The organism is Staphylococcus sp. GDY8P120P (assembly GCF_017892065.1).
Lineage (GTDB): Bacteria > Bacillota > Bacilli > Staphylococcales > Staphylococcaceae > Staphylococcus > Staphylococcus nepalensis.
The window spans coordinates 1-24,617 of record NZ_JAESKI010000034.1 but is presented as its reverse complement, the minus strand read 5'-3'; the positions used below and the strand labels follow the sequence as shown (position 1 = coordinate 24,617).

General features: G+C 32.9%; 28 protein-coding genes. 18 read left to right on the top strand and 10 right to left on the bottom strand.

The window, feature by feature from the left end:
* Positions 1-340: 340 nt before the first annotated feature.
* Positions 341-817 carry an SRPBCC domain-containing protein gene (locus KA900_RS14255; protein ID WP_210139772.1) on the top strand — a complete coding sequence of 159 codons (477 nt, stop codon included), beginning with the start codon at positions 341-343 and terminating at the stop codon, positions 815-817.
* 127 nt (positions 818-944) lie between these two features.
* Here the strand turns inward: KA900_RS14255 and KA900_RS14250 are convergent, their stop codons facing one another.
* Positions 945-2,126: an MFS transporter gene (locus KA900_RS14250; RefSeq protein ID WP_119487740.1), complete on the bottom strand. Its 1,182-nt coding sequence runs from the start codon at positions 2,124-2,126 to the stop codon at positions 945-947.
* 124 nt (positions 2,127-2,250) lie between these two features.
* Here KA900_RS14250 and KA900_RS14245 point away from each other — a divergent pair, with 124 nt between their 5' ends.
* Entirely contained in the window at positions 2,251-3,141 is an 891-nt protein-coding gene (locus KA900_RS14245; protein WP_115342391.1) for a LysR family transcriptional regulator, read from the top strand.
* Positions 3,142-3,329: 188 nt separating this feature from the next.
* On the opposite strand, the gene KA900_RS14240 is transcribed toward KA900_RS14245, so the two are convergent.
* Complete coding sequence (locus KA900_RS14240) at positions 3,330-3,974, bottom strand: FusB/FusC family EF-G-binding protein (RefSeq protein WP_096823944.1); 645 nt, start codon at positions 3,972-3,974, stop codon at positions 3,330-3,332.
* Between the two features lie 409 nt (positions 3,975-4,383).
* Here KA900_RS14240 and KA900_RS14235 point away from each other — a divergent pair, with 409 nt between their 5' ends.
* Positions 4,384-5,340 carry an NAD-dependent epimerase/dehydratase family protein gene (locus KA900_RS14235; RefSeq protein WP_096810880.1) on the top strand — a complete coding sequence of 319 codons (957 nt, stop codon included), beginning with the start codon at positions 4,384-4,386 and terminating at the stop codon, positions 5,338-5,340.
* A gap of 385 nt (positions 5,341-5,725) precedes the next feature.
* Positions 5,726-6,802, top strand: a complete 1,077-nt coding sequence (locus KA900_RS14230; RefSeq protein ID WP_119487739.1) for a branched-chain amino acid aminotransferase — start codon at positions 5,726-5,728, stop codon at positions 6,800-6,802.
* A 246-nt stretch (positions 6,803-7,048) separates the two neighbouring features.
* Here KA900_RS14230 and KA900_RS14225 read toward each other — a convergent pair whose 3' ends face one another.
* Positions 7,049-7,552: a cupin domain-containing protein gene (locus KA900_RS14225; protein ID WP_096810878.1), complete on the bottom strand. Its 504-nt coding sequence runs from the start codon at positions 7,550-7,552 to the stop codon at positions 7,049-7,051.
* Positions 7,553-7,732: 180 nt separating this feature from the next.
* Between KA900_RS14225 and KA900_RS14220 the strand changes: the two genes are divergently transcribed.
* Entirely contained in the window at positions 7,733-8,422 is a 690-nt protein-coding gene (locus KA900_RS14220; protein WP_096810877.1) for an HAD family hydrolase, read from the top strand.
* A gap of 81 nt (positions 8,423-8,503) precedes the next feature.
* On the top strand, positions 8,504-8,893 hold the full coding sequence (locus KA900_RS14215) for a hypothetical protein (RefSeq protein WP_103373458.1): 390 nt from the start codon (positions 8,504-8,506) through the stop codon (positions 8,891-8,893).
* A gap of 452 nt (positions 8,894-9,345) precedes the next feature.
* Here KA900_RS14215 and KA900_RS14210 read toward each other — a convergent pair whose 3' ends face one another.
* Both KA900_RS14210 and KA900_RS14205 read right to left on the bottom strand, forming a co-directional pair.
* Positions 9,346-10,008: a deoxynucleoside kinase gene (locus tag KA900_RS14210; protein ID WP_096810875.1), complete on the bottom strand. Its 663-nt coding sequence runs from the start codon at positions 10,006-10,008 to the stop codon at positions 9,346-9,348.
* Positions 10,001-10,618, bottom strand: a complete 618-nt coding sequence (locus KA900_RS14205) for a deoxynucleoside kinase (protein ID WP_096810874.1) — start codon at positions 10,616-10,618, stop codon at positions 10,001-10,003. Before KA900_RS14205 ends, KA900_RS14210 begins: the two co-directional genes overlap by 8 nt.
* A gap of 64 nt (positions 10,619-10,682) precedes the next feature.
* Between KA900_RS14205 and tadA the strand changes: the two genes are divergently transcribed.
* From tadA to KA900_RS14190, 3 genes are all read left to right on the top strand, one after another.
* Entirely contained in the window at positions 10,683-11,192 is a 510-nt protein-coding gene (tadA, locus tag KA900_RS14200) for a tRNA adenosine(34) deaminase TadA (protein ID WP_119487738.1), read from the top strand.
* Positions 11,193-11,261: 69 nt separating this feature from the next.
* Positions 11,262-12,134 (top strand): HAD family hydrolase, encoded by an 873-nt coding sequence (locus KA900_RS14195; RefSeq protein WP_107644006.1) that lies wholly within the window; start codon positions 11,262-11,264, stop codon positions 12,132-12,134.
* A gap of 18 nt (positions 12,135-12,152) precedes the next feature.
* A complete protein-coding gene (locus tag KA900_RS14190) occupies positions 12,153-12,719 on the top strand; it encodes an NADPH-dependent FMN reductase (RefSeq protein ID WP_096810871.1) in 567 nt (188 codons plus the stop codon).
* A 166-nt stretch (positions 12,720-12,885) separates the two neighbouring features.
* Here KA900_RS14190 and KA900_RS14185 read toward each other — a convergent pair whose 3' ends face one another.
* From KA900_RS14185 to KA900_RS14165, 5 genes are all read right to left on the bottom strand, one after another.
* Entirely contained in the window at positions 12,886-13,224 is a 339-nt protein-coding gene (locus tag KA900_RS14185; RefSeq protein ID WP_096810870.1) for a transcriptional regulator, SarA/Rot family, read from the bottom strand.
* 27 nt (positions 13,225-13,251) lie between these two features.
* Positions 13,252-14,067 (bottom strand): helix-turn-helix transcriptional regulator, encoded by an 816-nt coding sequence (locus KA900_RS14180; RefSeq protein WP_119487737.1) that lies wholly within the window; start codon positions 14,065-14,067, stop codon positions 13,252-13,254.
* A gap of 823 nt (positions 14,068-14,890) precedes the next feature.
* Complete coding sequence (gene folE2 / locus KA900_RS14175; protein ID WP_103373390.1) at positions 14,891-15,769, bottom strand: GTP cyclohydrolase FolE2; 879 nt, start codon at positions 15,767-15,769, stop codon at positions 14,891-14,893.
* A 14-nt stretch (positions 15,770-15,783) separates the two neighbouring features.
* The gene (gene bshB2 / locus KA900_RS14170) at positions 15,784-16,449 is read right to left on the bottom strand and encodes a bacillithiol biosynthesis deacetylase BshB2 (protein WP_210139771.1); all 666 of its coding nucleotides are present in this window, start codon (positions 16,447-16,449) and stop codon (positions 15,784-15,786) included.
* Positions 16,450-16,461: 12 nt separating this feature from the next.
* Complete coding sequence (locus tag KA900_RS14165; protein ID WP_103373392.1) at positions 16,462-16,821, bottom strand: YojF family protein; 360 nt, start codon at positions 16,819-16,821, stop codon at positions 16,462-16,464.
* A gap of 360 nt (positions 16,822-17,181) precedes the next feature.
* Between KA900_RS14165 and nagB the strand changes: the two genes are divergently transcribed.
* The 9 genes from nagB (at position 17,182) to KA900_RS14125 (ending at position 24,467) form a co-directional block, all read left to right on the top strand.
* Positions 17,182-17,910: a glucosamine-6-phosphate deaminase gene (gene nagB, locus KA900_RS14160; RefSeq protein ID WP_096810865.1), complete on the top strand. Its 729-nt coding sequence runs from the start codon at positions 17,182-17,184 to the stop codon at positions 17,908-17,910.
* A 116-nt stretch (positions 17,911-18,026) separates the two neighbouring features.
* Positions 18,027-18,659 carry a 3-hexulose-6-phosphate synthase gene (hxlA, locus tag KA900_RS14155; RefSeq protein ID WP_096810864.1) on the top strand — a complete coding sequence of 211 codons (633 nt, stop codon included), beginning with the start codon at positions 18,027-18,029 and terminating at the stop codon, positions 18,657-18,659.
* Between the two features lies 1 nt (position 18,660).
* Complete coding sequence (gene hxlB, locus KA900_RS14150; RefSeq protein WP_096823941.1) at positions 18,661-19,209, top strand: 6-phospho-3-hexuloisomerase; 549 nt, start codon at positions 18,661-18,663, stop codon at positions 19,207-19,209.
* A 558-nt stretch (positions 19,210-19,767) separates the two neighbouring features.
* Entirely contained in the window at positions 19,768-20,325 is a 558-nt protein-coding gene (locus KA900_RS14850; protein WP_245339219.1) for an AMP-binding protein, read from the top strand.
* A 377-nt stretch (positions 20,326-20,702) separates the two neighbouring features.
* On the top strand, positions 20,703-21,125 hold the full coding sequence (locus KA900_RS14845; RefSeq protein ID WP_245339218.1) for an acyl-CoA synthetase family protein: 423 nt from the start codon (positions 20,703-20,705) through the stop codon (positions 21,123-21,125).
* On the top strand, positions 21,126-22,268 hold the full coding sequence (locus KA900_RS14140; protein ID WP_115342386.1) for a thiolase family protein: 1,143 nt from the start codon (positions 21,126-21,128) through the stop codon (positions 22,266-22,268). It begins immediately after the preceding gene.
* Positions 22,240-22,602 (top strand): hypothetical protein, encoded by a 363-nt coding sequence (locus KA900_RS14135; protein WP_115342385.1) that lies wholly within the window; start codon positions 22,240-22,242, stop codon positions 22,600-22,602. Before KA900_RS14140 ends, KA900_RS14135 begins: the two co-directional genes overlap by 29 nt.
* A 1-nt stretch (position 22,603) precedes the next feature.
* Positions 22,604-22,885 carry a hypothetical protein gene (locus KA900_RS14130; RefSeq protein ID WP_096810859.1) on the top strand — a complete coding sequence of 94 codons (282 nt, stop codon included), beginning with the start codon at positions 22,604-22,606 and terminating at the stop codon, positions 22,883-22,885.
* Positions 22,886-23,054: 169 nt separating this feature from the next.
* Positions 23,055-24,467, top strand: a complete 1,413-nt coding sequence (locus KA900_RS14125; RefSeq protein ID WP_096810858.1) for an MFS transporter — start codon at positions 23,055-23,057, stop codon at positions 24,465-24,467.
* Positions 24,468-24,617 lie beyond the last annotated feature (150 nt).

Here is a 24,617-nt window from a genome sequence, read left to right as displayed (position 1 = left end):
ACAGGAGTCTGGACTTGACTTGGAAATTGGTTAATTATACTAAAAGGTTAATAGATATTGAAACGTTATAGATACAATAGAAAGATAATCCCATGTTACTCAAATATGAAAGATTCGATATAGATACGATTAATTCTATCAATTTTTAATTTAATGTAATAAGGTTAATCAAATGCAATCCATACAATAATCTATTATTTTAAATAGAGCTAACAAAGTAAATCGGCTCAATTACAATCCAAAGGCAATGTATAAGTTACTGTAATAAAATGACAGGGAATATGAAATGAGTAATCATACTTATTTCATATTCCCTATATGATGTTAAGGAGGTAATATTATGACTATCCAATACGCAAAAGATCAACAAGGTGCTTATCAAACGATAACTGTAAATATTAGTAATGGTGCCCATCATATTTTCAAATATTTAAGTACTACAGAGGGTATACAGCAATGGTTTCCACAATTATCATTTCAAGAAAGGGCCGTCGGAGGAAAAGTGTATTTTCATATAGCTGAGAGTGAAAATATAGAAATGCGCATTACACATTTTGAAGAAAATAAAATGATTGGGTTTACATGGGATATTGGTAAAGTGAGATTTGAATTATACGAACACCCCTCATATGTGGCGCTCATTTTTTATGAATATCTACCCTTTGAATTTCCTCATACGGCATTAGATTTTGCAGGTTGGCAATTTCAGTTGGAAAGTATTAAAAATATTGCTGAAACAGGGGAAGCATTAGACCAATACAATTATGATTTTGATGCGAAAAAAACTGAAATAGAAGCTAGTCTAGCCGTGATTTGAATAGAATTAAATACGGATATATCAAAATAAAAATAAGACGAGAATGCGAAACAATAAAAAATTGGTTCGTTTTCGTATTCTCGTCCCTACTCTGTGAGTTTATAGTATATGCTAAATTTGTTTAGCATTAATAATTAGGGTTTTTAGCAGCTTTTTTACCATGTAATATAAAGTAAAACACAATGGAAATAATAATGAGTATAGCCATTGTTACATATAAGTTACGATAACCCATGATTGGAATCATAATACCTAAAATAAATGGTCCTATACCTGCACCGAAATCAGCAAACATATAGAAAGTAGAAGTGGCAAGTCCAATTTTCTCAACAGGTGACTGCTGTATAGCGATTGCTTGAGCGCTAGGTATGATTGTACCGTAACCGATACCAATAAATATAGCTGAGATGAGTAACAGTAAACTTGTATGTGTTGCGCTTAATAATATAAGCCCTAGCATAAAGCTAATTAATACAGGATACATTACTTTATTTTCACCATAATTATCATAGATTTTACCGGTAAATGGGCGTGTGACAAAGGTACTAACTGCATAGATGATAAAGAAGAAACTAGATGCTGTGGTAAGGTTTATTTGTTCCGTATAAACAGTTAAGAATGATAGGACACTGGAATAAGCAATACCAACGAATATAACGACAAAGGAAATAGGTAATGCTTCTTTTTGGATATAAGCATTGATACCTTTAGTACTTGGATCGTCATCATCTTCTGAAGGTTCTGGTTTAGGTAACCCTTTAATCAATAATGAAAAGACAAAAGCAATTATAATCACAATTAAGCTTACGACAAAGATAGACTCAAAACCAAACCGTTGATTTAAAAGGATACCAGTGAACGGACCGATTGCAGACGCAGTTGTTACACTTAGTGCATAGTAACCAATACCCTCGCCTTTACGTTTGTCTGGTATAATACTTGATGAAATTGTTCCTGTAGCAGTGGAAGATAACCCGAAAGCAATGCCATGCAATAGTCTAACTATCATTAAGATAAGTAAACTATTAATTGCAAAGTATAACCCAACAGTAATAATTGAAAAAGTAACACCAAATAGTAATACTTTTTTCGGTTGCAGACTATCAATCACCCGACCAGAAGCTAAACGTCCGAACAACATACCTATAATAAAAATACCGGCAGCTAGACCGCCCATGCTTTCGGAAGCATGATATTTATCAATAGTAAATATAGTAACAGTGACAATTAATGTATAATGTATTAAATACATCAAAAAGTTTGTGATAGTAATGAAGATAAAATCTTTTGACCAGAGTTTATCGTACATATTTAATACCGTCCTTTAATATGAATTTTTCGACCACCATTAATTATAATGAATAACAGATGCTAATGTATAATTAGAATTTTTGAAGTTTATATAAGTTTTACTAATACAAAAGGGTGATTTAATGAATTTTGAGCAGTTATCATATGTCCAGAAGATTTACGAATTAGAATCTATCATTCATGCATCTGAAGCTATGCATATTAGCCAATCTGCAATGAGCCAGTCCATAGCAAACCTAGAGTCAGAATTAGGTTATAAAATTTTTAATCGTTCTCGTAAGGGGACTTTGCCGACTACAGTAGGTAAGCGGTTAATACCTTTGATTATAGAAATTTTAGAAGCACAAACAAATTTATTGTCTGAAGTAGAGGCGTTACATAGTAACATTAAAGGTTCAATAAAAATAGCTACTATACCAACTTTATTTAATAAAATAGTACCTAAAGCTTTATCAAATTTTAAGAAGGATTACGCCCATATTGAGGTAGAAGTATTTGAAAGTGATAGACAAGACATTATTAAAATGATTGAAAATAATGAAATAGATATTGGATTAATAGGTAGAACGGAAAATGAAACATTTGCTCAGAATATCGTGTCACATTCATTGAACTTATCTACAGATTTTAAGTTAATCGTGCCTAAAAAATCTAAACTTGCTTTAAAACATACGGTGGATATGGAAGCAATAAAACAATTTCCTTTTGTACTATATGATCGGAATTTTTACCACGATAATTTTAAAACTTATGAAAATGAAAACGGGCCTTTAAAAATTGTTTTTAGAACAAATAATCCTAGTGTACTTATTAAAACTGTTTCCGAAGGATTAGGTGTTAGTATTGTATCTAGCTTAATGTTAGAGGATGATCCCTTTATCCTCAATGGTTTAATTGAGATGTTGCCCATTGGCTCTCCTTTTGATTATTATATATATTTTACAGCGCTGACAAATGTCGATCGCGCTGATGAACAGACTATTCGTACTTTTATTAATTACTTAAAAAATTAAAACACAAATATGAATCTTAGATTTTGAAACAAAAAGTGGGAACGAACTAGAAATCATACATAGATAGTTTGATTCCATCTGTTTATTCCCACTTAGGTTAAATAGAATTTTTAAAAACGCATTGCTTTAAACGATTAAATATTAAATGTTAGGTCGGATGCTTGTAAGCTTATTTTGAATATTATAGTTTAAGCATGTATTTTATTTATAAAACGATAAAATTGCGTTATATCCGACAACTGCTGGTTACACTTTGTACTATCGTAACAAATATAGTCCCCTTTTTTAGTGTATTGTCCATCACTTGAAGTGCGTGTTTTACGCATGAATAGTGCCACGTTAGATTCTTTATTACAAATAGCACAAAACCCCTTTACAGTTTGATGAGATATATCACCATAAAAACCGTTAAACCTACCTTGTGCATCATAGTAGATTATGAATTTTCTGTTAGAAGCTAGGTCATTCCAACCTATATAGGTACTTTCTAAAAGTACTTCGTTACTTATGAATGGTGCTTTTAGTTTTTTTATTTTGCGGAATACTTTTTCTATTTGCTTATTTGATGGTTGCTCAAACGGTATAACATAAGTTTGTAAGGTTTCTAAAACTTTTTCTACTTGCTCCTTTGAAATTTGCATATACATTAATTTTTCAACTGTATAAATAATTGTCTCGTCTGTTTCATAAAACGTATTATAAATCTGTTCTTTAGTCATTTGTTTTATGGATGCTATCGTATTTAAGTCATTAACAGATTTATAGGCACTAAACAAATGCGCGATATGCACTTTTATATCATTAAATTGATATGGATAGATTTGTCTTTCCAATTTTAAAATTCCTTTCACATTCATTTTTAAAACCAAAAAAGACGCTCTGTGAAAAGAAACTTTTAACAAAGCATCTTAACTAAAAACAGTCATTACTTTGTATTAATAATACAGCATGGTTATGCAACATATCATCATCTCCAGATACTATATTTGATTGCTTTATACCAAAATAGTAAACGGATGTCAATAAGGCGTTATATCAATAGCTGCTTATTCTTAGTGGAGATTAAATAGTTAAAATAATAAAAGCAAAGCAATTCGTAGAAATAAAAGGAAAAATTACATATATTGTACACACATAGTATACAAAAAAGCGCTTTTATTGTATAATACATGTAAATATTAGATATTTGTCCACTACGAAAATACATTGCAGTTTCTGTAATAGACAAAGGAGTTTTTAATTATGAAAAAAATAATGATTACAGGTGCTTTAGGTCAAATCGGTACAGAACTCGTTATCAAATGTAGAACATTATATGGGAATGATAATGTGCTCGCTACAGACATTAGAGAGCCAGACGTTGATTCTGCTATTGCTCAGGGTCCTTTTGAAATTTTAGATGTTACAGATAAAAATCATATGACTCAAATTGTGGAATCGTTTAAGCCAGATACATTTATGCATATGGCTGCGTTACTATCTGCAACAGCTGAAAAAAACCCTCAATTTGCATGGGACTTAAATATGGGAGGTTTATTGAATGCTTTAGAGGTAGCTAGAGAATATCATTTACAATTCTTTACCCCTAGTTCTATCGGTGCATTTGGCCCTTCGACCCCAAAAGTGAACACACCACAAGTTACAATCCAACGACCAACGTCTATGTATGGTGTGAATAAAGTTGCTGGCGAGTTATTATGCCAATACTACTTTGATAAATTTGGAGTGGATACAAGAAGTGTTAGATTCCCCGGTTTAATTTCACATATTAAAGAGCCAGGTGGGGGCACAACAGATTATGCAGTTGATATTTATTTTAAAGCAGTTAGAGAAGGACACTATTCAAGTTATATTGCTAAAGACACGTTTATGGATATGATGTATATGGAAGATGCAATTGATGCGATTATCCAATTAATGGAAGCAGATGGGGTGAAATTGATTAACCGTAATGCTTATAACTTAAGCGCGATGAGTATCGAACCTGAAATGGTAAAAGAAGCAATTCGAGAGCATTATCCAGAGTTTCAATTAGATTATGAAGTAGACCCTATAAGACAGAATATTGCCGATAGTTGGCCAAATAATATCGATATAAGTTGTGCAAGAGCAGAATGGGGCTTTAACCCGAAATATGATTTAAATAAAATGACTGAAGTTATGTTAAATGAAATTGCAAAAAAAGATAAAGTAAGGTAAGCCTGTGAGCACTCAATAGGATGAGTGACTAGGCCAAATGATATGCTCCTTCTAAAGTAGACGTTAAAAAGTTGGCACTTTAGAAGGTTTTTTTATGTTATCAGTAATAGCTGAATCCATTTGTTAAAGTATTTATATCAAGATATGAAAGATGCTTCACCTGTGGGATGTGGGTTGGACAACGAAATTAATTTAGAAAAAAGCGGTTTTTTGTTTTGCTTATTTTGTCATATTGATGTTCCATTTAGCTTATAAATCAAGCTTAAATAGTGAAAATACTTCATATTAATATTTTTTAAATTTTTTGAAAATTATTGAACGAAACTATTCTGATTGATATACTTTATTATATTACTTAATAATAGAACATTGGGAGGATATAGTCATGTCAGAAAAAATAAATTTTGTGCAACGTGAAACACTTAAAGAAAAACCAGATCCAAGTCAATTAGGATTTGGACAATACTTCACAGATTATATGTTAAGTTTCGACTACGATATTGATCAAGGATGGCATGATTTGAAGATTGTGCCTTACGGACCAATTGAACTTTCTCCAGCAGCTCAAGCATTACACTATGGCCAAGCAGTATTTGAAGGTTTGAAAGCTTACAAACATGATGGCGAAGTAGACCTATTCCGTCCATCTGAGAACTTTAAACGTATTAATAATTCATTGGCGCGTTTGGATATGCCGAAAATTGATGAAGAGGTACTGTTAGAAGGGTTAAAACAATTAGTTGATATAGAACGTGATTGGGTGCCAGAAGGTGAAGGCCAGTCATTATACATACGTCCATATGTTTTCGCTACTGAAGGTATCTTGGGCGTCCGCCCTTCATATTCATATAAATTATTAATTATTTTATCTCCATCAGGTTCATACTATGGTGGCGCATCATTAAGCCCAACAAAAATTTATGTGGAAGATGAATATGTACGTGCAGTACGCGGTGGCGTAGGCCATGCTAAAGTAGCAGGCAATTATGCTGCTAGTTTATTAGCACAAACAAATGCCTCAGCGCAAGGATATGATCAAGTATTGTGGTTAGATGGTGTGGAACAAAAATATGTAGAAGAAGTAGGAAGCATGAATATCTTCTTTGTAGAAAATGGTAAACTTGTCACACCAGCATTAAACGGTAGTATTTTGCCAGGTATTACGCGTAAAACAGTAATTGAATTAGCACAAAATTTAGGATATGAAGTAGAAGAACGTCGCGTTTCTATTGATGAACTTATTGAAGCGCATCATAAAGGTGAACTGACAGAAGTATTTGGTACAGGTACTGCAGCAGTTATTTCTCCAGTAGGTCAATTGAAATATGGTAACACTGAAATCGTTATTAACAATAACGAAACAGGTGAAATTACACAAGATTTATATGACAATTATACTGGTATCCAAAGCGGTAAACTTGCAGACCCACAGGGTTGGAGAGTAGTTGTACCTAGATATTAATTTATATAAAACTAATCGATTGTTATGCAAAATTCGAGGCTGGGGCATAAAAATAATGTCTCAACCTCGAATTTTATATAGGCAGCAGATATCTCATTGGAAAATGAATGGGTATTTGATTATTTTATATGGTGCTAATTTAAATAGATAGCTTTTATGAATGGTACGTTTGAGCTCATAGTCATGTTAGATTATCTTTGTATAACATGTAACAATGCGACACAAATTCAGAAATTATAAAGAATATTACTTCCAATAACCAAATAGCGGTCCATCATTGCCATATATTGGGTCTGTTTGAGGTAAGCCTACACTTTTAATATTTTCTAAATTCTGAGGCCATTCATCCGGTTGCCCAGTACAAAAGTCATAATCAGCACCGTTTGGATACGCACCTATCACAGCAAATGCGTCTTGACTATCAATAAGTTTATGCCCGAATCCCGCTGGAAGTATGACAACATCACCATATTGAATACCGGTTTTAGGACCATTTTCACCACCTAATTGAACTGTCGCTTTACCTGAAACAACCACTAACACTTCATGCGTATTGCTATGATAGTGATGTTTTGGAAATATGCCCCCACGCCAAGTGTTTAACCAGTTATTAAATTTTAAAATATCTAGAGGGCTGTCCACATCATTGATTACATTTTTGTATAATAATAAGGGATATTGAGCGTTGTTTGGAATGGCGCCATCCTGGTCACGAAAAATCGTTTCGACTTCAATTTTTTTATCTGACATTATTGGTTTCACCTCTTTAGCTATTATTACTATATCTCATTACCGAGATGTTAATATTTTAAACCACAGTAAATAATCTTAGCATCAGGTACATAATTTGTTCCTTAATCTATTTTTATATTAAAATAAACAAGCAGATTAGATTATACATACTGTTAATACATAGGAGCTGTTCAGAACATGAAATGGATATTATTTGATAAAGATGGCACAATTATCTATTTTGATCGTAGTTGGATGAAAATAGGACTACAATTAGTAGAAGATTTTATGGAAAAATATAAAGAAGATATTAATAATATTGATGAAAGTTATGCATATTTAGGTGTAGTAGACGGTGAAATACAACCTGGGACAATTATGGCATCGGGCGCATTAGACGAGATGGTTAAAGCATTTTGTAAAATTGCAAATCAAGATGTGACGCAGTGGGCACAACAAAGGAGCCAAACACTTGTTGATAATAGAGTCCCAGAAAATGTATTAGTAGAAGGAATTAACGAAACTTTAGAAACACTTCAACAAAGAGGCTATAAAATGGGGATTGTTACAAGCGATTCTAAAAAGGGCGTAGAACAATTTTTAGAATATACACAATTTGAGCGTTTTTTTGATATTGTAATTTCTACAGAAGCAGATGCAGTAGAAAAACCAAACCCAGAAGTACTCAATTCGCTATTTTATAGATATGAAGTAGATCCTAAAGATGTTGCTATTGTCGGGGATACTGCTAACGATATTCAAACAGGTGTAAATGCACAATTAGGCTTAAAAATTGCGGTTTTAACAGGCGTTGGGTTAGAAGAAGAATTTGCTAAAGCAGATTACATTTTTGACAATGTAAATGATATTGTAGATGTATTAAAATAATAGGATAGGTATATAAAATATGTCATAATATACGTAACGTATATTATGATTTTTTTATTTGAAACGTATGGGGGTGATTGAATGATTGATGGGAAATATGCAGATTATCGCGGAGAAATTTATAAAGTTGTAGAAATCGTAAGTAATGAAGTGTTATTAGTAACTGAAGATGAACAAGCGACGGCATTTGGTTTTGAAGCGCAAACCAATCGTCACACGACGCACACTTTATATTACAAACATGTAGCAAGAGATGATATTGATGAATTGTATGAACTCTATCAAGAAGCGAGATATAGTGGTGCCATATTTGACTTGTACCAAGACGTGGATGGCCAATTGTATATAGGCACAGAAGACGAAGATAAAGCAAGTGCATTTGGACTCAGTCAAACAGATGAATATTATTTTAGTAAATACGTTGATGAAGATGAAATAGAAAAAATTATTTATAGAAATCATATAGAGTAAATGCAAGTCTATGCTTTTGCATCAGTTATAGCATATTTACGCTGTTTAAATAAAAAGAGGTTCAAAAATAAGCAATGTTTTGACATTGCTTATGATATCAGCTGCAGATGGCTGAAATGAAAATATAATAAAGTGCTACTTCTTCATTTACGAAGCTTAGTAGCACTTATGCATGAGTCTAAGTTTATGTAGTCTACTGGGCTCTAATAGCACACTACATATGAATTGTAGCTCGCAATCTTAGCAGCGTTTATATTTTTTCTAGTCATTTTTGCCAAAGTAGAACAACAAAATTATTTTATAAAAATATGGTTTCTGCTTCTCTCACCAAGTATTGGCAAAGAGCGTTAGAAACTATAAAATCAATATACATCTGTATTACGTTAGCTATGGTTTATAACATATTTGAATCCGAATTGTGAATAGCTGTCGGATGTGTTTAATTAACCAAACTAGCGTTGGTCAACACTACGATAAGTATCAATGATATGACGGATCTTATCAATCACTGGGTTTAACGATTCGGGATTTGAATGTAAATCATACTCATTGATATTTACTCTAACGACTGGACAAGCATTGAATTCACTAATCCAATCTTCATAACGTTGAAATAATTTCTGCCAATATTCAGGATCCGTTTCAATTTCCATTTGACGGCCACGTTGTTTAATACGATCAATGACTTCGTCATAGTCACATTCTAAGTAGATAAGCACATCTGGTTTAGGGAAGTAAGGAGTCATGACCATTGCATTAAATAATTCTGAATACGTATTGAAGTCCTCTGGGCTCATAGTGCCTTGTTCTTCATGCATTTTAGCAAAGATGTCCACGTCTTCATAGATAGAGCGATCTTGGATAAAGCCGCCACCGTATTCAAACATACGTTTTTGTTCTTTAAAACGTTCCGCTAAAAAGTAAATTTGTAAATGAAAGCTCCAACGTTCAAAGTCATTATAAAATTTATCTAGATAGGGATTTTGGTCTACATTTTCAAAAGATGTTCTGAAATTCAACCTTTTAGCTAATGCCTTGGTTAATGTAGATTTACCAACGCCGACTGTACCAGCGATTGTAATTACAGCATCTTGAGGTATACCGTATTTATTCATGCTCATTTCCTCCGATCAATGGTTTCACTAAGTTTAATATATAGTTATAATCATTTTCTTGTTTCATAAAGTCTAAATCAGTTGTATCTATGTGAATAACGCGCTCGCCGTCTGCTTCTAATGAACTATAATAGGCATTGTAATCTCGTTTTAGATTAAGCAAATAGTCATCTTCGATCTGGTGTTCGAAACTACGATTACGTAATGCAATACGTTTTTTTAAAACTTCTAAATCAGCATCTAAAAAGATGATGATATTAGGCATTTCTAAGTCTTCAGTTAAAATATCATAAATTCTTGAAAACTTGCTAAATTCAGTAGGAGTTAAAGTGTTATTTGCAAATATTTTATTTTTATAAATATGATAGTCACTGACGATGCCAGTAGAAATTGATGCAAGATCTTGAAATTGTTTATAACGATTGCATAAAAAGAACATTTCTGTTTGGAAGCTCCACTTGGAGATATCTTCATAGAAATCAGATAAAAAGGGGTTTTCGTTTACAATTTCTTTTTCTTCATAATAATTAAAAGTTTGGCTAAGTTTATGTGCTAACGAAGATTTACCGACGCCAATCGGGCCTTCTACAGCAATAAATTGTTTTTTCATGTTTTTACCGCTCCAATGTTAAAATAGACAATAAATATTGTACCATATGTGAGGTGATAGACACATGTTAACTGACCAATTTTATATGAAAATAGCGATTGAAGAGGCTAAAAAGGCTGCCAATATCGGAGAAGTACCGATTGGAGCAATTATTGTGAGAGATGGAGAAGTGATTTCACGAGCACACAATTTGCGAGAAAGTACTCAAAACCCTACAGCACATGCTGAACATATCGCTATTCAAAAGGCATCTCAATATCTTAAAAGTTGGAGATTAGAAGGGTGTAAACTTTACATTACTTTGGAACCTTGTGTAATGTGTTCAGGTTCTATAGTGATGAGTCGTATTCCTGAAGTCATATACGGAGCAAAGGACCCAAAAGGTGGCTGTGCAGGGAGTCTTATGGACCTCTTACAGGAATCTAGATTTAACCATCGAGCAAACGTTAAAACCGGCATATTAGAAGAAGAATGTAGTGAATTGTTAAAAGTATTTTTTAAAGATATTAGACAAAAGAAAAAACTCATACGAACAGAGGATAATACAAATAATGAAACATTTGGTAGAATATGAAATGTGTTACAAAATTGTGGCAAATGATAGATGTGTAATTTTGAGATATAGATGAAACGGGGTAAATAAATGATAAATTTAATTGCAACAGACATGGATGGTACATTATTGAACGCTGCGCACGAAATATCAGATGAAAATATTCGAGCTATCAAATATGCACAATCACACGGTATTACGGTAGTTATCGCTACTGGGCGTGCATTTTATGAAGCCAATGCACCAATCAATCAAACTGATTTAAAAGTGCCCTATATATGTTTGAATGGTGCAGAAGTACGAGATGAATCATTTAATATTATGAGTACTTCAAATTTAAATAGAGAACTCATTAATCGAATTACTGATGAACTAAATAAAGAAAATATTTTTTACCAAGTATATACTAATTTGGGTATTTACACAGAAAACCCATTACGTGACTTAGAAATTTATATTGATATCGCTCAACGCGCGGGCCAAGAGGCTGATGTTGAAAAAATAAAAAGTGGTATTCAAAAACGTATAGATAACGGGACTTTAAAAGTTGTTGATAATTACGACAAAATTGAGGATACTCCAGGTGAAATCGTCATGAAAATATTAGCATTTGATAGTGATTTAGAAAAAATTGATCGAGTTAGTGAAATTTTAGCGCAATCTGGAAGTTTAGCAGTTTCTTCTTCTTCTAGAGGGAATATTGAAATTACACATTCAGATGCTCAAAAAGGCATCGCATTAAACACGATTGCAGAACGCCTGAATATTGATATGGAAAATGTTATGGCGATTGGTGATAACATGAATGATGTATCTATGTTAGAGCGTGTCGGCTATTCAGTCGCTATGGATAATGCAGCGCCAGAAGTTAAAGCGATTGCGAAATACCAAACAGATTCTAATGAACAAAGTGGTGTAGGAAAAGCAATTATGACGTTACTTAAAGAAAACAACAAAATATAGCATGAGGTGAAAGAGGGAATGAAAGGATTAATCATTGTTGGTAGTGCTAAAATGGGCTCTCATACTAATGCACTGGCTCATTATTTGAAAGGTCATTTTAAAGACCAATCTTTTGAAGCGGAAATATTTGATCTGGCAGAGCAACCCATTCATCAACTTGATGTTTCTGGCGTATCTAAGCCAAGCGAAGTATATAAAAATAACTTGAAAATGCTACAAACTAAAGCTAGAGAAGCAGATTTCTTTGTTTTAGGTACACCAAATTATCATGGGTCGTATTCTGGTATTTTAAAAAACGCACTAGACCATTTAACGATGGATGACTTTAAAATGAAACCAGTTGGCTTAATAGGGAACAGTGGTGGCATTGTAAGTGCTGAACCACTATCCCATTTACGTCTGATTGTACGTTCGTTACTTGGTATTGCAGTGCCAACACAAATTGCGACGCATGATACGGATTATAATAAATTGGATGATGCTACATATTATTTAGATAATGAAGAATTTCAATTACGCGCGAGATTATTTGTGGAGCAAATCATTGCTTTTGCGAATAATAGTCCATATGAACACTTGAAATAGCACGTATAGCATATCCATTACGCATTAGGTTGCAGTGATATTAAAACGGATAATAGCATATCTATTTTTTTATGGAAAATAATCAAGTTTTTAAAGGAGAGCATATAAAATCAAAGTCATTTTTAATGACGATTCATTTTATATGCTCTCCTTTTTGGTATGTTAATTAAGATGACGAATGAAGCATTGAATCAACAATTAAATGGTATTGTTCAATAATGTGTTTGATTTTTTCTAAGTCGATGTCGTGTAAGTAGATACATCTTTCATCGTATTGGTCTCTTGATTTTTTTAAAAGATTGAGTTCTATGAAATGGTTGATTTGCATAGAGATAGGTGAGTTTTGAACTTGTAATTGTTTCTTTAAATCTAATGCATTCATTTTGCGTTTATTAAGGTAGCGTAATTTATCTAAAATAATAATCTCAGATATAGTAAGGTTCAAATTCTGTTTTACTACTTTATTTATGAGACCTCTTTTTTCTTCATAAATAATTGTGTTCATATTATCACACCCTTTTTAAAATGACATTTACACCTTAGTTTGATAACGATGATTGAAATCGAATGTTATGTGTTGGATATCACGCCATGGGTTTCTATACTTATGAATCTCAGAAGGTTGATAACCTATAAAACGTTTAAAAAGATAGCAATAATCATCTTGAGTACGAAAACCATAACGCTGTTGTATTGTATTTAATTGATCGTCTTCAAGTAAATCACAAATGGAAGCGTGGATTTTAGAAGACGTTATATAGTTAGATAGTTTGCAACCCATCAATGCTGAAAATTCTCTTGATAAAAAACTATTATTTACAAAAAATTGATTAGCGATTTGTTGGCAAGAGACTTTCGTGGTTAAATGTGTGTTTACATAATGAACCACGTCTTTAATTAAACGATGTTTATAATTATTTTGAATTTCAGTGTATTGAGAAGCGCCATAATCTAAAACATAAATACTTTTGATTAATCGATTGATGGATTGATTAAAACGGTGGTTGGATTTATGTTGAATCGCCTTAATCATATCGGAAAATTGGATGTGTAAATCGTATTTCTCTGGGATATATGTATTATTTTTATCGTTTTGGTGAGAGCTGCACTGATAATAATAAAAATTATTGATAGATAAGCAAATTAAAGTGCCATTAAAAGAGATATGTTTAACGCATTCGTAGTCGTGGATATGAAATATATCGCCCACTTTAAAATGATGAAAAGTATTGTTTTTTAAAATGATTAAAGTGCCTTCTAATATTAAAAAAATATTGAAGCAGTGTCGTTTGCTTAATTGGTTAAGCGGGGCATGCGTAGTATAATATATATTTAAATTGTAATCCATTTTGTCTTTTTCACCACTTACATCAAATAAAAATTAATTTCAAACTACTACAGTCATTATTTTAATATGAAAATTGTATATAGAACATTAATAAAATTTAACAGTTAATACACAATATTTTATAATTAGTTATATATGGACGTATTTAGTAGTAATATTTTTAAATGAACCATTAAAATTTTACTATTATACATTTGATTAATGATTGGGAGAAAAATTAATTTATATAGTGCAATATTTACATTGACAAAATATTTTGAAAGTAGATTAAATAAGGGTTAAGAAATGGGGCACCCATATCCGTATACAAAATTAAAATGTTTTTCTGTTCAAAAGGAGTCAAGTCTCAACAGTTGAAATTTTAAATTTAACTGTTGGCGTACACTACAATAAAAATAGAAACCCTATGTTGGTATTCCAAAAATTCCCAATTTGAAGATACATATTATCTAAAAATATCCTACGCCGCTTATAATTGTTGTTCAAAGTAGTCTTATTTAAGTATGTTTATATGGGTGGGACGTTTATTTTTAGTAAGACATATATAGTTCATATTGTTACTCATTGTAAATAGAGTTATGGTTATTAATATTTTATAATAAGGTGTCATTTTGGGATATTTGCTATAAAATTTTAAACCTTATATTTAATATTGCAATGCATTAAATAAAAAAAGAGACCCAGCTGGGTCTCTGATAGTCTATAAAAATGATGTCTTCTAAAGCGTTACTTTTCATATATCGTTATTGATGCATAATAATATGAGTCGATATAGTCGACTCTAAAAATATTTTCCACTTATCATCCATTTTATTTCATAGCGTTATCTTCTGTATTTTAATTTTGCAAAAGCATCATGTTGATGAATTGATTCTTCATTTCTACATTCAATGTCAAAACCTTCAATCCAATCAAAATCGACTAAATCTGCAGCAATCAGACGGATTAAGTCTTCGACAAATCTAGGGTTTTCATAAGCGTGTTCTGTAACACTTTTTTCATCTGGACGTTTTAATATAGGGTAAAGTATGGAGCTTGCATTGGCTTCCATGGCATCTAAGATTTTTTCTTTATAATCATCTGTTAAATTAGCGTCTTTACTTAAATAAGCTTTAACAGTTACAATACCACGTTGGTTGTGTGCTGAGTATTCGCTGATTTCTTTTGAGCAAGGGCAAAGTGTTGTCACTGCGACTTGAAGTGTAATTTCTTTACGTGTAACGTTTTCTTTATCTATAGCCATACCATAAGTTACATCTGCATGACCTACAGCTTTAATATTTGTAATTGGGCTATGACGATCAAAGAACCATTTAGCTGATACATCAAGTCCGGCAGCGTTTTGTTCCATGCGTTCTTGCAAACTTCGTAAAAGACGATATAAAGAATCGAAATCTAATTCAATACCATTGTCATAATGCTTTTCAACACTTTCTAAGATACGACTCATGTTAATACCTTTTTCATCTTGATTAAGACTTGTTGAAAAACTGAAATTTCCAGCTGTTTGAAAACGATCTACTAATACCGGATATACAAGATTTTTAATACCTACTTCTTCAATTTCAAACAAGAAATTTTTGTTTGTGCTTTGTAAATCTTTCATTTCTTCTTTAACGGTTGGTTTTGTCCCTTCGATTGGGTCAACAGAGCCAAAATGTTTCCATCGACCTTCTCGAGTTGATAAATCAAATTCTGTCATGATATTGCCTCCACTTAAGATTCAAAGTTATAAGTCCAATAAGGTTCAACTTCTAAAAAGCTTTGCGCTTCTCCAGATACATCAGGTGTAGCAAGTTGTTTCAAAAATGGCCCTGTTTGAGATGCGTGCGCTTCAAATGCACGAAGTTTAACCTCTTTATAATCACTGATCTCATTTAGAATGTCTGGTTCACCTAATTTTTCGGGTGCGTCATTACTAAATGCAACAAGTTGTAGACGGGGTCTTTCCGCTGCTTTCATGCGTCCAACAGTTCTAACAACTGCTTCTGCAGTAGCTTCATGGTCAGGATGCACTGCGAATTGAGGATAGAATGAAATGATCACTGATGGGTTTAATTCATCGATTAATGATTTTATCATCTCGTCCATTTCATCATGTGGTTCAAATTCTACCGTTTTGTCACGCAAACCCATTTTACGTAAATCAGTTATACCAATTGCTTCCATTGCATTCTCTAATTCTTTTTCACGAATATCTGGTAAAGATTCACGTGTGGCAAATGGTGGATTACCTAAATTTCGTCCCATTTGACCTAGTGTTAAACAAGCGTATGTGACTGGTACGCCGTTATCTATATAACGTGCTAATGTGCCTGCAGATGAGAATGATTCATCATCTGGATGTGGAAAAATAACTAATACATGGCACTCCTCTGTCATGATTCATCCTCCTTATGCGTTAAATGGTTGAGTACTTATTTCTAATGCTGCCGCCAATTGTCCTTCATAATTAAAGCCAGCTAATAGAAGCTCACCATGCTCATTTATTTCATAATGTGTTAAACCTTGCACATAGACCCAACCGCCATCTTTCAATTTTAATCCTACGCGATACGGGTCTTTATTGCCGCCTTTAAGCTGTGCATGTTCAAAAGTTACTTGAATGTTTCTTAAAAAAGTGCCTGCGTTAAATACACGTTGGTCAAAGTGAGCAGCGTATGCGCCGTTAGTCGTTTCGACATGTAAATACACAGGTTTATCTTCATATGAAGATAGTAATGTTTGTACTTTTTCATCAATTATTTGTTCCAAACTTTTGCCTCCTTGATTCCAAACCCCAAAACTTTTATGATATCAATTGTTTTAAACAAGTGTCATTGAAAATAATCAGTCTAACCTTTAGTGTAAACTGACTTAAACACATTTTCTACCTGAAAAATGAATTTTATCTTAGATTTGTACGTAATATTTTGATTATCTTTCTATTTTACTAAAAAAGCCTTGAAAAATGTATCAGTCTGCTCATTTGGTATTTTGAGCTTAAAATTTATAATGGGAAATTATTGGGGATTCATTTTCTGTAAAAAATATAGAAAAAACGTATAATAAGAAGTATAATAATGTTTTATTTGTTGCAAACAAAAATCAATGACATAAGGAGGGCAACGGTAAATGAAAATTACAAATTTAGGATCCCGTGACTATGCTTCATTTTATGTTGCATGTGAATTATTTAAACAAATGAGCCAACAATCACACAGTAAATTAGGCTTAGCTACAGGTGGAACTATGGTTGATGTGTATGCATTTTTAGTAGATTTGCTCAAAAAGAACCAATTAGATGTTTCAGGTATCGAAACATTTAATTTAGATGAATATGTCGGATTGTCGGCATCACATGAACAAAGTTATCACCGTTATATGAATGATATTTTATTTGAGCGTTATCCATATTTTACGCAATCTTTGATTCATGTCCCGAACGGTGACGCAGATGACTTAGCAGCGGAAACTAAAAGATATGAAGATTTAATCAACCAACAAGGACCAGTAGATATTCAAATTTTAGGTATTGGGGAAAATGGTCATATCGGCTTTAACGAGCCAGGTACAGATATGAATAGTACGACTCAAGTCGTTAATTTGACTGAAAGTACAATTAACGCGAATAGTCGTTATTTTGATAATGAAGATGAAGTGCCAAAACAAGCTGTGTCAATGGGTCTAGCTTCTATTTTGAAAGCAAAAAGAATTATTTTATTGGCTTTTGGCGAGAAAAAAAGGGCAGCAATAGAACAATTAGCGAAAAATGAAGTGGATAAACAAGTACCTGCTACAATTTTACACGCACATCCAGATGTAGAAATTTATGTAGACGATGAAGCGGCACCACGCTTTTAAACTTTCAGTTTAAATCATCTCTGAATGGGTAAACATGTATATGTGTAAGTTTTTAAATAAAGTAAATTAGCTCATGTATATCATGGCTATAATTAATTCAAGAAGGGATGATCATATTGGAATTACAACTAGCAATTGATTTATTAAATAAAGAGCAAGCTACAGAGCTTGCAAATAAAGTTAAAGATTATGTAGATATCGTAGAAATTGGTACGCCAATCGTTATTAATGAAGGTTTGCCAGCGGTACAACATTTAAATGATAATATTGATGGTGTTAAAGTGTTAGCTGACCTTAAAATTATGGATGCGGCAGATTATGAAGTGAGCCAAGCGGTTAAATTTGGTGCTGACGTCGTTACTATTTTAGGAGTTGCAGAAGATGCATCAATCAAAGCTGCAGTAGAAGAAGCACATAAAAATGATAAAGAATTATTAGTGGATATGATTGCAGTGCAAGATTTACAAAAACGTGCTAAAGAACTTGATGAATTAGGCGCAGATTATATCGCAGTGCATACTGGTTATGACTTACAAGCTGAAGGCAAGTCTCCATTGGAAAGTTTACGCCAGGTGAAGTCAGTAATTACAAACTCTAAAGTAGCAGTAATTGGTGGTATTAAACCTGATACAATTAAGGAAGTAGTGGCAGAAGAGCCAGATTTAGTTGTCGTTGGCGGCGGTATCGCAAATGCAGACGATCCAGTAGCAGCTGCAAAACAATGTAAAGATGCGATTGAAGGCAGATAGTATGACTGAAATTACAAATTATCGTTTAATCTTAGATGAATTAGATCATACACTTTCACACGTGAGAGATAGTGAAGCACAGGCGTTTTTATCACAAGTGATTAAAGCAAATCATGTATTTGTAGCAGGCAAAGGACGTTCAGGGTTTGTAGCAAATAGCTTTGCGATGCGCTTGAACCAGCTTGGAAAATACGCCTACGTTATTGGTGAATCGACAACACCTTCGATTACTGAAAATGATTTGTTTATCGTTATTTCAGGCTCAGGTTCAACGGAACATTTGAGATTATTAGTGGAAAAAGCTAAGTCGGTAGATGCAGAAGTTGTGTTATTATCCACAAACCCAAGTTCAGCTATTGGAGCACTTGCTAATACAGTGATAGAATTGCCTGCTGGAACAAAGTATGACGCAGAGGGATCATCACAACCCTTAGGAAGCCTTTTCGAACAAGCTGCACAAGTTTTTCTAGACAGTATCGTACTTGATTTAATGAAAGAACTTAAAGTCGATGAAGAAACAATGCAACGAAATCATGCTAATTTAGAATAATAGTTAACATTTCTTACATTGATTACGATAATCGTATGTGATTTATACAATAGGACGGAGAAGAAATCTTATTAAAAATTAGATTTCTTCTCCATTTTTTTCGCTAATGGTTAAATGTGTAGATATACAAATTAAAAGCAACCATATAACAAACCTAGATACTACATTGTTATACAGAATGAACATGTATGCTAAATTCAGTAGATAAAACGACTGAAACTTACCTATTTTGTATGAGCTAATTCAAATAAAAGAGCATTTATCAATAAAGCATATAAATAAGGCAATAGTTCATATTGGACCACAACGTATCTTTAGCAAATTATCTTGTTTTTATTGGTATTTCATTTGTTCTCTTTATTTGAAAAAAATGGGATTATTACCCATTTTCTATCTATTTTTTAAACTTTTAAGGTATAAATGATAAAAAGTTTGAGAAACTTTTAAATTTTTGGGATAAACTTGTCATTTAAAACCCAAGTGTTTTTGTTATAGCATCTTATATATTAAATGTTAATATATTTTGTATAAAAGTTAACAAAGGGAGTTGTCATAACGTTGGAGATTTTAGAAAAAGTGGAAAATCAAGCTAGAACTCAACCACATCACATAGCACTGACATTTAATGCACAACATATGACTTATGCTGAATTAGAAAATGACATGAAAATAAAAAGCACATTATTTTGGTCTATACCCAAACATAGCTTTGTTGGATTGGTTATTCAAAACCCCCAAACCACAATTTCCTTATATTTAGCATTATTAAAAAGGGATTGTGTCCCGTGTGTTTTTGATTATCGATGGACGAAAGAACAGATTAATAATTTAGTAGAAAAATATGGAATCCCTTATTTGATGTATGAAGACCATCACTTAATACATACTAAAGCCAACAATGATAAATTGGACTTTAATGAAGACTTATTGCATATTGGTTTTACATCTGGAACGACTGGGATACCAAAAGCCTATTATAGAGGAGAAAAATCTTGGGTTAAGTCATTTATTGAAAATGAGCAATTATTCGAAAGGGCAATTGGTACCATCATTGCACCTGGGCCTTTATCACACTCGTTATCATTATATGCTTGTATTTACGCTTTATATACATGAAGAGCTTTTATTGGGCAACAATATTTTGCCGCTGAAAATATAATGAAAAATATACAAGGGAGACTAGACAATATAGCTTGTTTTCTAGTTCCGACGATGATACAAGCTTGTCTTTCAACTCAAATATGTATAAAAGGAAATCATTATATTTTGAGTACGGGAGATAAACTGACATTATATCATCGTCAACGGGTTAACACATTTTTTCCTAATAGTGATTTAATAGAATTCTTTGGGACATCAGAAGCTAGTTTTATAAGTTATAACTTTAATAATAGCGCACCATCAGAATCAGTTGGAAAATTATTCCAAAGTGTAAAAATGAATGTTGATCAACCCGATGAATTAGGCATAGGTGTATTAAAGATACAAGTGAATTGGCTTTTAGTGGTTATGTTGAAGAAGGGATATGTTACTATACTTGGATTGAAACAGGTGACTTCGCTTTTTATGATAACAATGGCTATTTATACTTACGCGGTAGAAAACATGACCGTATGATTATTGGTGGACGCAATGTTTATCCTTCTGAAATTGAAAACAGTGCACAACAATTACATATATTTGATGAAGTAATCGTCATAAATGAAACACATTCAAAATTTGGAGAAATTGCTGTATTACTGTATACAGGGGATGAAGAAGTGACCTATAAGTACTTTAAATCATTAATGATGCAACGTTTAGCTCGATATCAAATTCCTTCTAAAATATTTAAAGTTAAACGCATGTTGTATACGCAAAGTGGTAAAATTGCGCGTAGTCATATGAAACAATATTATTTAAAGGGAGAATTGTAAATGAAAGAAGCAGTTATCGTTGCAGCCAAACGTACTGCATTTGGAAAATATGGTGGTAAAATGAGACATATAGAGCCAGAAGGGTTATTGAAACCATTATTTAGCTATTTTAATACACACTATACCAGCATTATGGACAATGTCGATGATGTTATATTAGGAAATGTGGTAGGAAACGGTGGTAATATAGCTCGGAAAGCATTATTGGAAGCAGGACTCAAGCACCAAATACCAGGTATGACAATTGATCGCCAATGTGGTTCAGGGTTAGAAGCAGTGAATCAAGCTTGCAGAATGGTTCAAGCAGGGGCTGGCACAGTATATATTGCGGGCGGTGTAGAAAGTACAAGTAGAGCACCTTGGAAAATCAAACGCCCTCAATCTCTCTATGATACACATCTGCCGGAATTTTACGAAAGAGCACCATTCGCACCAGAATCCCAAGATCCTTCTATGATACAAGCGGCCGAAAATGTAGCTGAACAATACGATATATCTCGAATTGAACAAGATACCTTTGCGTGGCAAAGTCATCAAAAAACGATTGAAGCATATAATCAAAACCTTATTCCCCAAGAAATACTACCATTTAAGATAAAGGGGGGCATATTTCAATATGATGAGAGTATTAAACCACAGTTAAATCAACGCGTCTTGAGTCGTTTAAAGCCATTATTAGTAAATGGAACTATCACTGCTGGTAATTGTTGTATGAAAAACGACGGCGCCGTATTATTGTTGGTAATGGAAAAATCAGTGGCTGAATCATACGGATTATATACTGGTTTAGCATTTGTTGATCATGTAAGCACCGGAGTAGACCCAAATGTATTGGGCATAGGACCCGTGCCTGCTGTAAAAAATTTGTTAGCCAAACAAGCATTTTCTGTAAAAGATATTGATGCAGTTGAATTGAATGAAGCATTTGCCTCCCAAGTATTAGCGAGCCAAAAGGCATTGCACATTTCAGATGAAAAGTTAAACATCTATGGTGGTGCGATTGCAACTGGGCACCCTTATGGTGCAAGTGGCGCTGCACTTGTTGCTAGGTTATTTTATATGCAACATAAATATAGAACAATAGCTACAATGGGCATTGGAGGAGGTATGGGCAATGCAACATTATTTGAAAGATGGTCATGAAGACAAACAAATGGTATTTCATAAAGGCGACGTCGTTGCTTATAATCAATTATTTGAGCAAAAGTTAGAAAACTTCATATCGCCATTATATTGCGCAAGTTTGTGGCCTGAATTTGAATTGTTCCAACCATTTATTGCACGTAATCTGTTATTGAAATCAACAGAAATAGAATATTTACATGCCTTGAAAACTGAGATGACTTACGATGTTCAATTATCATTGATTGAGCAGAAAAGGGTAAGACAATTTGTCAAATATGTTTTTGAAATGAAAATAAATAAAAATAGAGTGAAATGTATATATATTAAACAAACATTTTTGGAGAGGGTATAAAATGATAGAGATATTACCAAAACAAATAGAGACATATTTATCTCTTGTTAACGATGTAAATCCTATACATCAGTATATTGCGCCCGGCCAAATGATTGTTCAGATTGCATTGGTGCACAACAAACTCAACTGGGCATCCTATAAAGTGAATTATGTTGAAGTAGTTGAGGTATATGAATTTATTAAGTTTGACTTTGAAAATAAAAACAAATTAGTTATAAAAAATCAAAACGATAAAGTTAAGATTATTGTTTTGAAGAATGAATTAGGCGCTGTTTATTAATTATAGAAAATGATAAAAAATTTAAGGATAAAATAAATTTTATTATTTTAAAAGATGTTTCCGATTTTTGTATAAAAATTAAAAATTGAAAATAAAAAACTATGAATCAATTTGACATACTCACTTAACTAAGTATAATAAGTTAACATGTTAAGGGAGTGACATAGTCATGGATTATGAAAAGGATTTCGATGAACGTAATATAAACAAAGTAAATCCCAGGACCGCTAAAAAAACTGTTTTTGCGACTGGCATAGGTAATGCTATGGAATGGTTCGATTTTGGACTTTATTCCTATTTAGCAGTTATCTTAGGACAAAACTTTTTTAGTTCAGTCGAAAATGATCAACTTAAAACGATATTCACATTTGCCACATTTGCAATTGCTTTTTTATTAAGGCCTGTAGGCGGTATTATATTTGGTATGATTGGTGATAAATTTGGCAGGAAAGTCGTTTTGACGACAACCATTATTATGATGGCATTTTCTACATTGCTGATTGGTTTATTACCCACTTATGATCAAATAGGTGTTTGGGCTCCCATTTTGCTTTTATTAGGTAGGGTACTTCAAGGTTTTTCTACGGGCGGAGAGTATGCAGGTGCCATGGTATACGTTGCAGAATCTTCACCAGATAAAACAAGAAATACACTTGGCTCAGGATTAGAAATCGGTACACTATCTGGTTATATCGCTGCTTCAGTTTTAAGCGGCTTGCTATTTTTCTTTTTAAATGATGAACAAATGACAACATGGGGTTGGAGAATTCCATTTATTTTAGGACTGTTTTTAGGTATATTTGGTTTTTATTTAAGAAGAAAATTAGAAGAGTCACCTGTATATGAAAATGAAATTGCAACACAACCTAAGCGTGATAATATTGGACTCTTCACCATTGTACGGTATTATTACAAAGATATTATTGTGTGTTTCGTAGCTGTTGCATTCTTTAATTGTACGAATTACATGGTAACTTCGTATATGCCATCTTATTTACAACAGATTATTAAATTAGATAGTACAACAGTGTCTGTGCTTATAACGCTTGTTATGGCGTTTATGATACCATTAGCTTTAACATTTGGTAGGGTTGCAGATCGAATTGGAGAGAAAAAAGTTTTCTTGATTGGATTAATTGGTACAGCTATTTTCAGCACTGTGGCATTTTCACTGTTTCAATCAAGTTCATTAATCTTAATTGTGTTAGGTATATTCATTTTAGGCTTTTTCTTATCTACGTATGAAGGAACGATGCCGGGTTCATTACCAACTATGTTCTACACACATATTAGGTATAGAACGTTAGCAGTAACATTTAATGTGTCAGTTTCACTGTTTGGTGGCACCACACCGTTAATAGCATCTTCACTAGTTGCAAAAACAGGAGACCCGCTTTCGCCAGCTTATTACTTAGCAGCAATGAGTGTAGTGGGCGTTATTGTCATTTCGTTGTTACATGTCAGTACAGCTGGTAAATCGCTGAAAGGCTCTTATCCCAATGTACAAAGTGATGAAGCGCACGACTATTACACTAATCACCCTAATGAAGCATTGTGGTGGGCAAACGATAAACATAAATAAACTGATATAAATGAAAGAAAAAAGTGAGGCATAATAAATTGAACTGACCCCAAATTGTGGGAATAAAATAAAAACACTTTCGTTGAATTCGTATAAAATGAATTTAAACGGAGGTGTTTTTTCTATGAAAATAGTCGCTTATACAATAGA

Coding starts and splice junctions, on each gene's coding strand:
- tadA (WP_119487738.1), top strand. CDS start 10,683: ATGTTAACTGACCAATTTTATATGAAAATAGCGATTGAAGAGGCTAAA.
- folE2 (WP_103373390.1), bottom strand. CDS start 15,769: ATGACAGAATTTGATTTATCAACTCGAGAAGGTCGATGGAAACATTTT.
- nagB (WP_096810865.1), top strand. CDS start 17,182: ATGAAAATTACAAATTTAGGATCCCGTGACTATGCTTCATTTTATGTT.
- KA900_RS14130 (WP_096810859.1), top strand. CDS start 22,604: ATGATAGAGATATTACCAAAACAAATAGAGACATATTTATCTCTTGTT.
- KA900_RS14245 (WP_115342391.1), top strand. CDS start 2,251: ATGAATTTTGAGCAGTTATCATATGTCCAGAAGATTTACGAATTAGAA.
- KA900_RS14190 (WP_096810871.1), top strand. CDS start 12,153: ATGAAAGGATTAATCATTGTTGGTAGTGCTAAAATGGGCTCTCATACT.
- KA900_RS14215 (WP_103373458.1), top strand. CDS start 8,504: ATGATTGATGGGAAATATGCAGATTATCGCGGAGAAATTTATAAAGTT.
- KA900_RS14125 (WP_096810858.1), top strand. CDS start 23,055: ATGGATTATGAAAAGGATTTCGATGAACGTAATATAAACAAAGTAAAT.
- hxlB (WP_096823941.1), top strand. CDS start 18,661: ATGACTGAAATTACAAATTATCGTTTAATCTTAGATGAATTAGATCAT.
- KA900_RS14235 (WP_096810880.1), top strand. CDS start 4,384: ATGAAAAAAATAATGATTACAGGTGCTTTAGGTCAAATCGGTACAGAA.
- KA900_RS14210 (WP_096810875.1), bottom strand. CDS start 10,008: ATGAATAAATACGGTATACCTCAAGATGCTGTAATTACAATCGCTGGT.
- KA900_RS14135 (WP_115342385.1), top strand. CDS start 22,240: ATGCAACATTATTTGAAAGATGGTCATGAAGACAAACAAATGGTATTT.
- KA900_RS14140 (WP_115342386.1), top strand. CDS start 21,126: ATGAAAGAAGCAGTTATCGTTGCAGCCAAACGTACTGCATTTGGAAAA.
- bshB2 (WP_210139771.1), bottom strand. CDS start 16,449: ATGACAGAGGAGTGCCATGTATTAGTTATTTTTCCACATCCAGATGAT.
- KA900_RS14195 (WP_107644006.1), top strand. CDS start 11,262: ATGATAAATTTAATTGCAACAGACATGGATGGTACATTATTGAACGCT.
- KA900_RS14230 (WP_119487739.1), top strand. CDS start 5,726: ATGTCAGAAAAAATAAATTTTGTGCAACGTGAAACACTTAAAGAAAAA.
- KA900_RS14255 (WP_210139772.1), top strand. CDS start 341: ATGACTATCCAATACGCAAAAGATCAACAAGGTGCTTATCAAACGATA.
- KA900_RS14185 (WP_096810870.1), bottom strand. CDS start 13,224: ATGAACACAATTATTTATGAAGAAAAAAGAGGTCTCATAAATAAAGTA.
- KA900_RS14205 (WP_096810874.1), bottom strand. CDS start 10,618: ATGAAAAAACAATTTATTGCTGTAGAAGGCCCGATTGGCGTCGGTAAA.
- KA900_RS14180 (WP_119487737.1), bottom strand. CDS start 14,067: ATGGATTACAATTTAAATATATATTATACTACGCATGCCCCGCTTAAC.
- KA900_RS14225 (WP_096810878.1), bottom strand. CDS start 7,552: ATGTCAGATAAAAAAATTGAAGTCGAAACGATTTTTCGTGACCAGGAT.
- KA900_RS14220 (WP_096810877.1), top strand. CDS start 7,733: ATGAAATGGATATTATTTGATAAAGATGGCACAATTATCTATTTTGAT.
- KA900_RS14250 (WP_119487740.1), bottom strand. CDS start 2,126: ATGTACGATAAACTCTGGTCAAAAGATTTTATCTTCATTACTATCACA.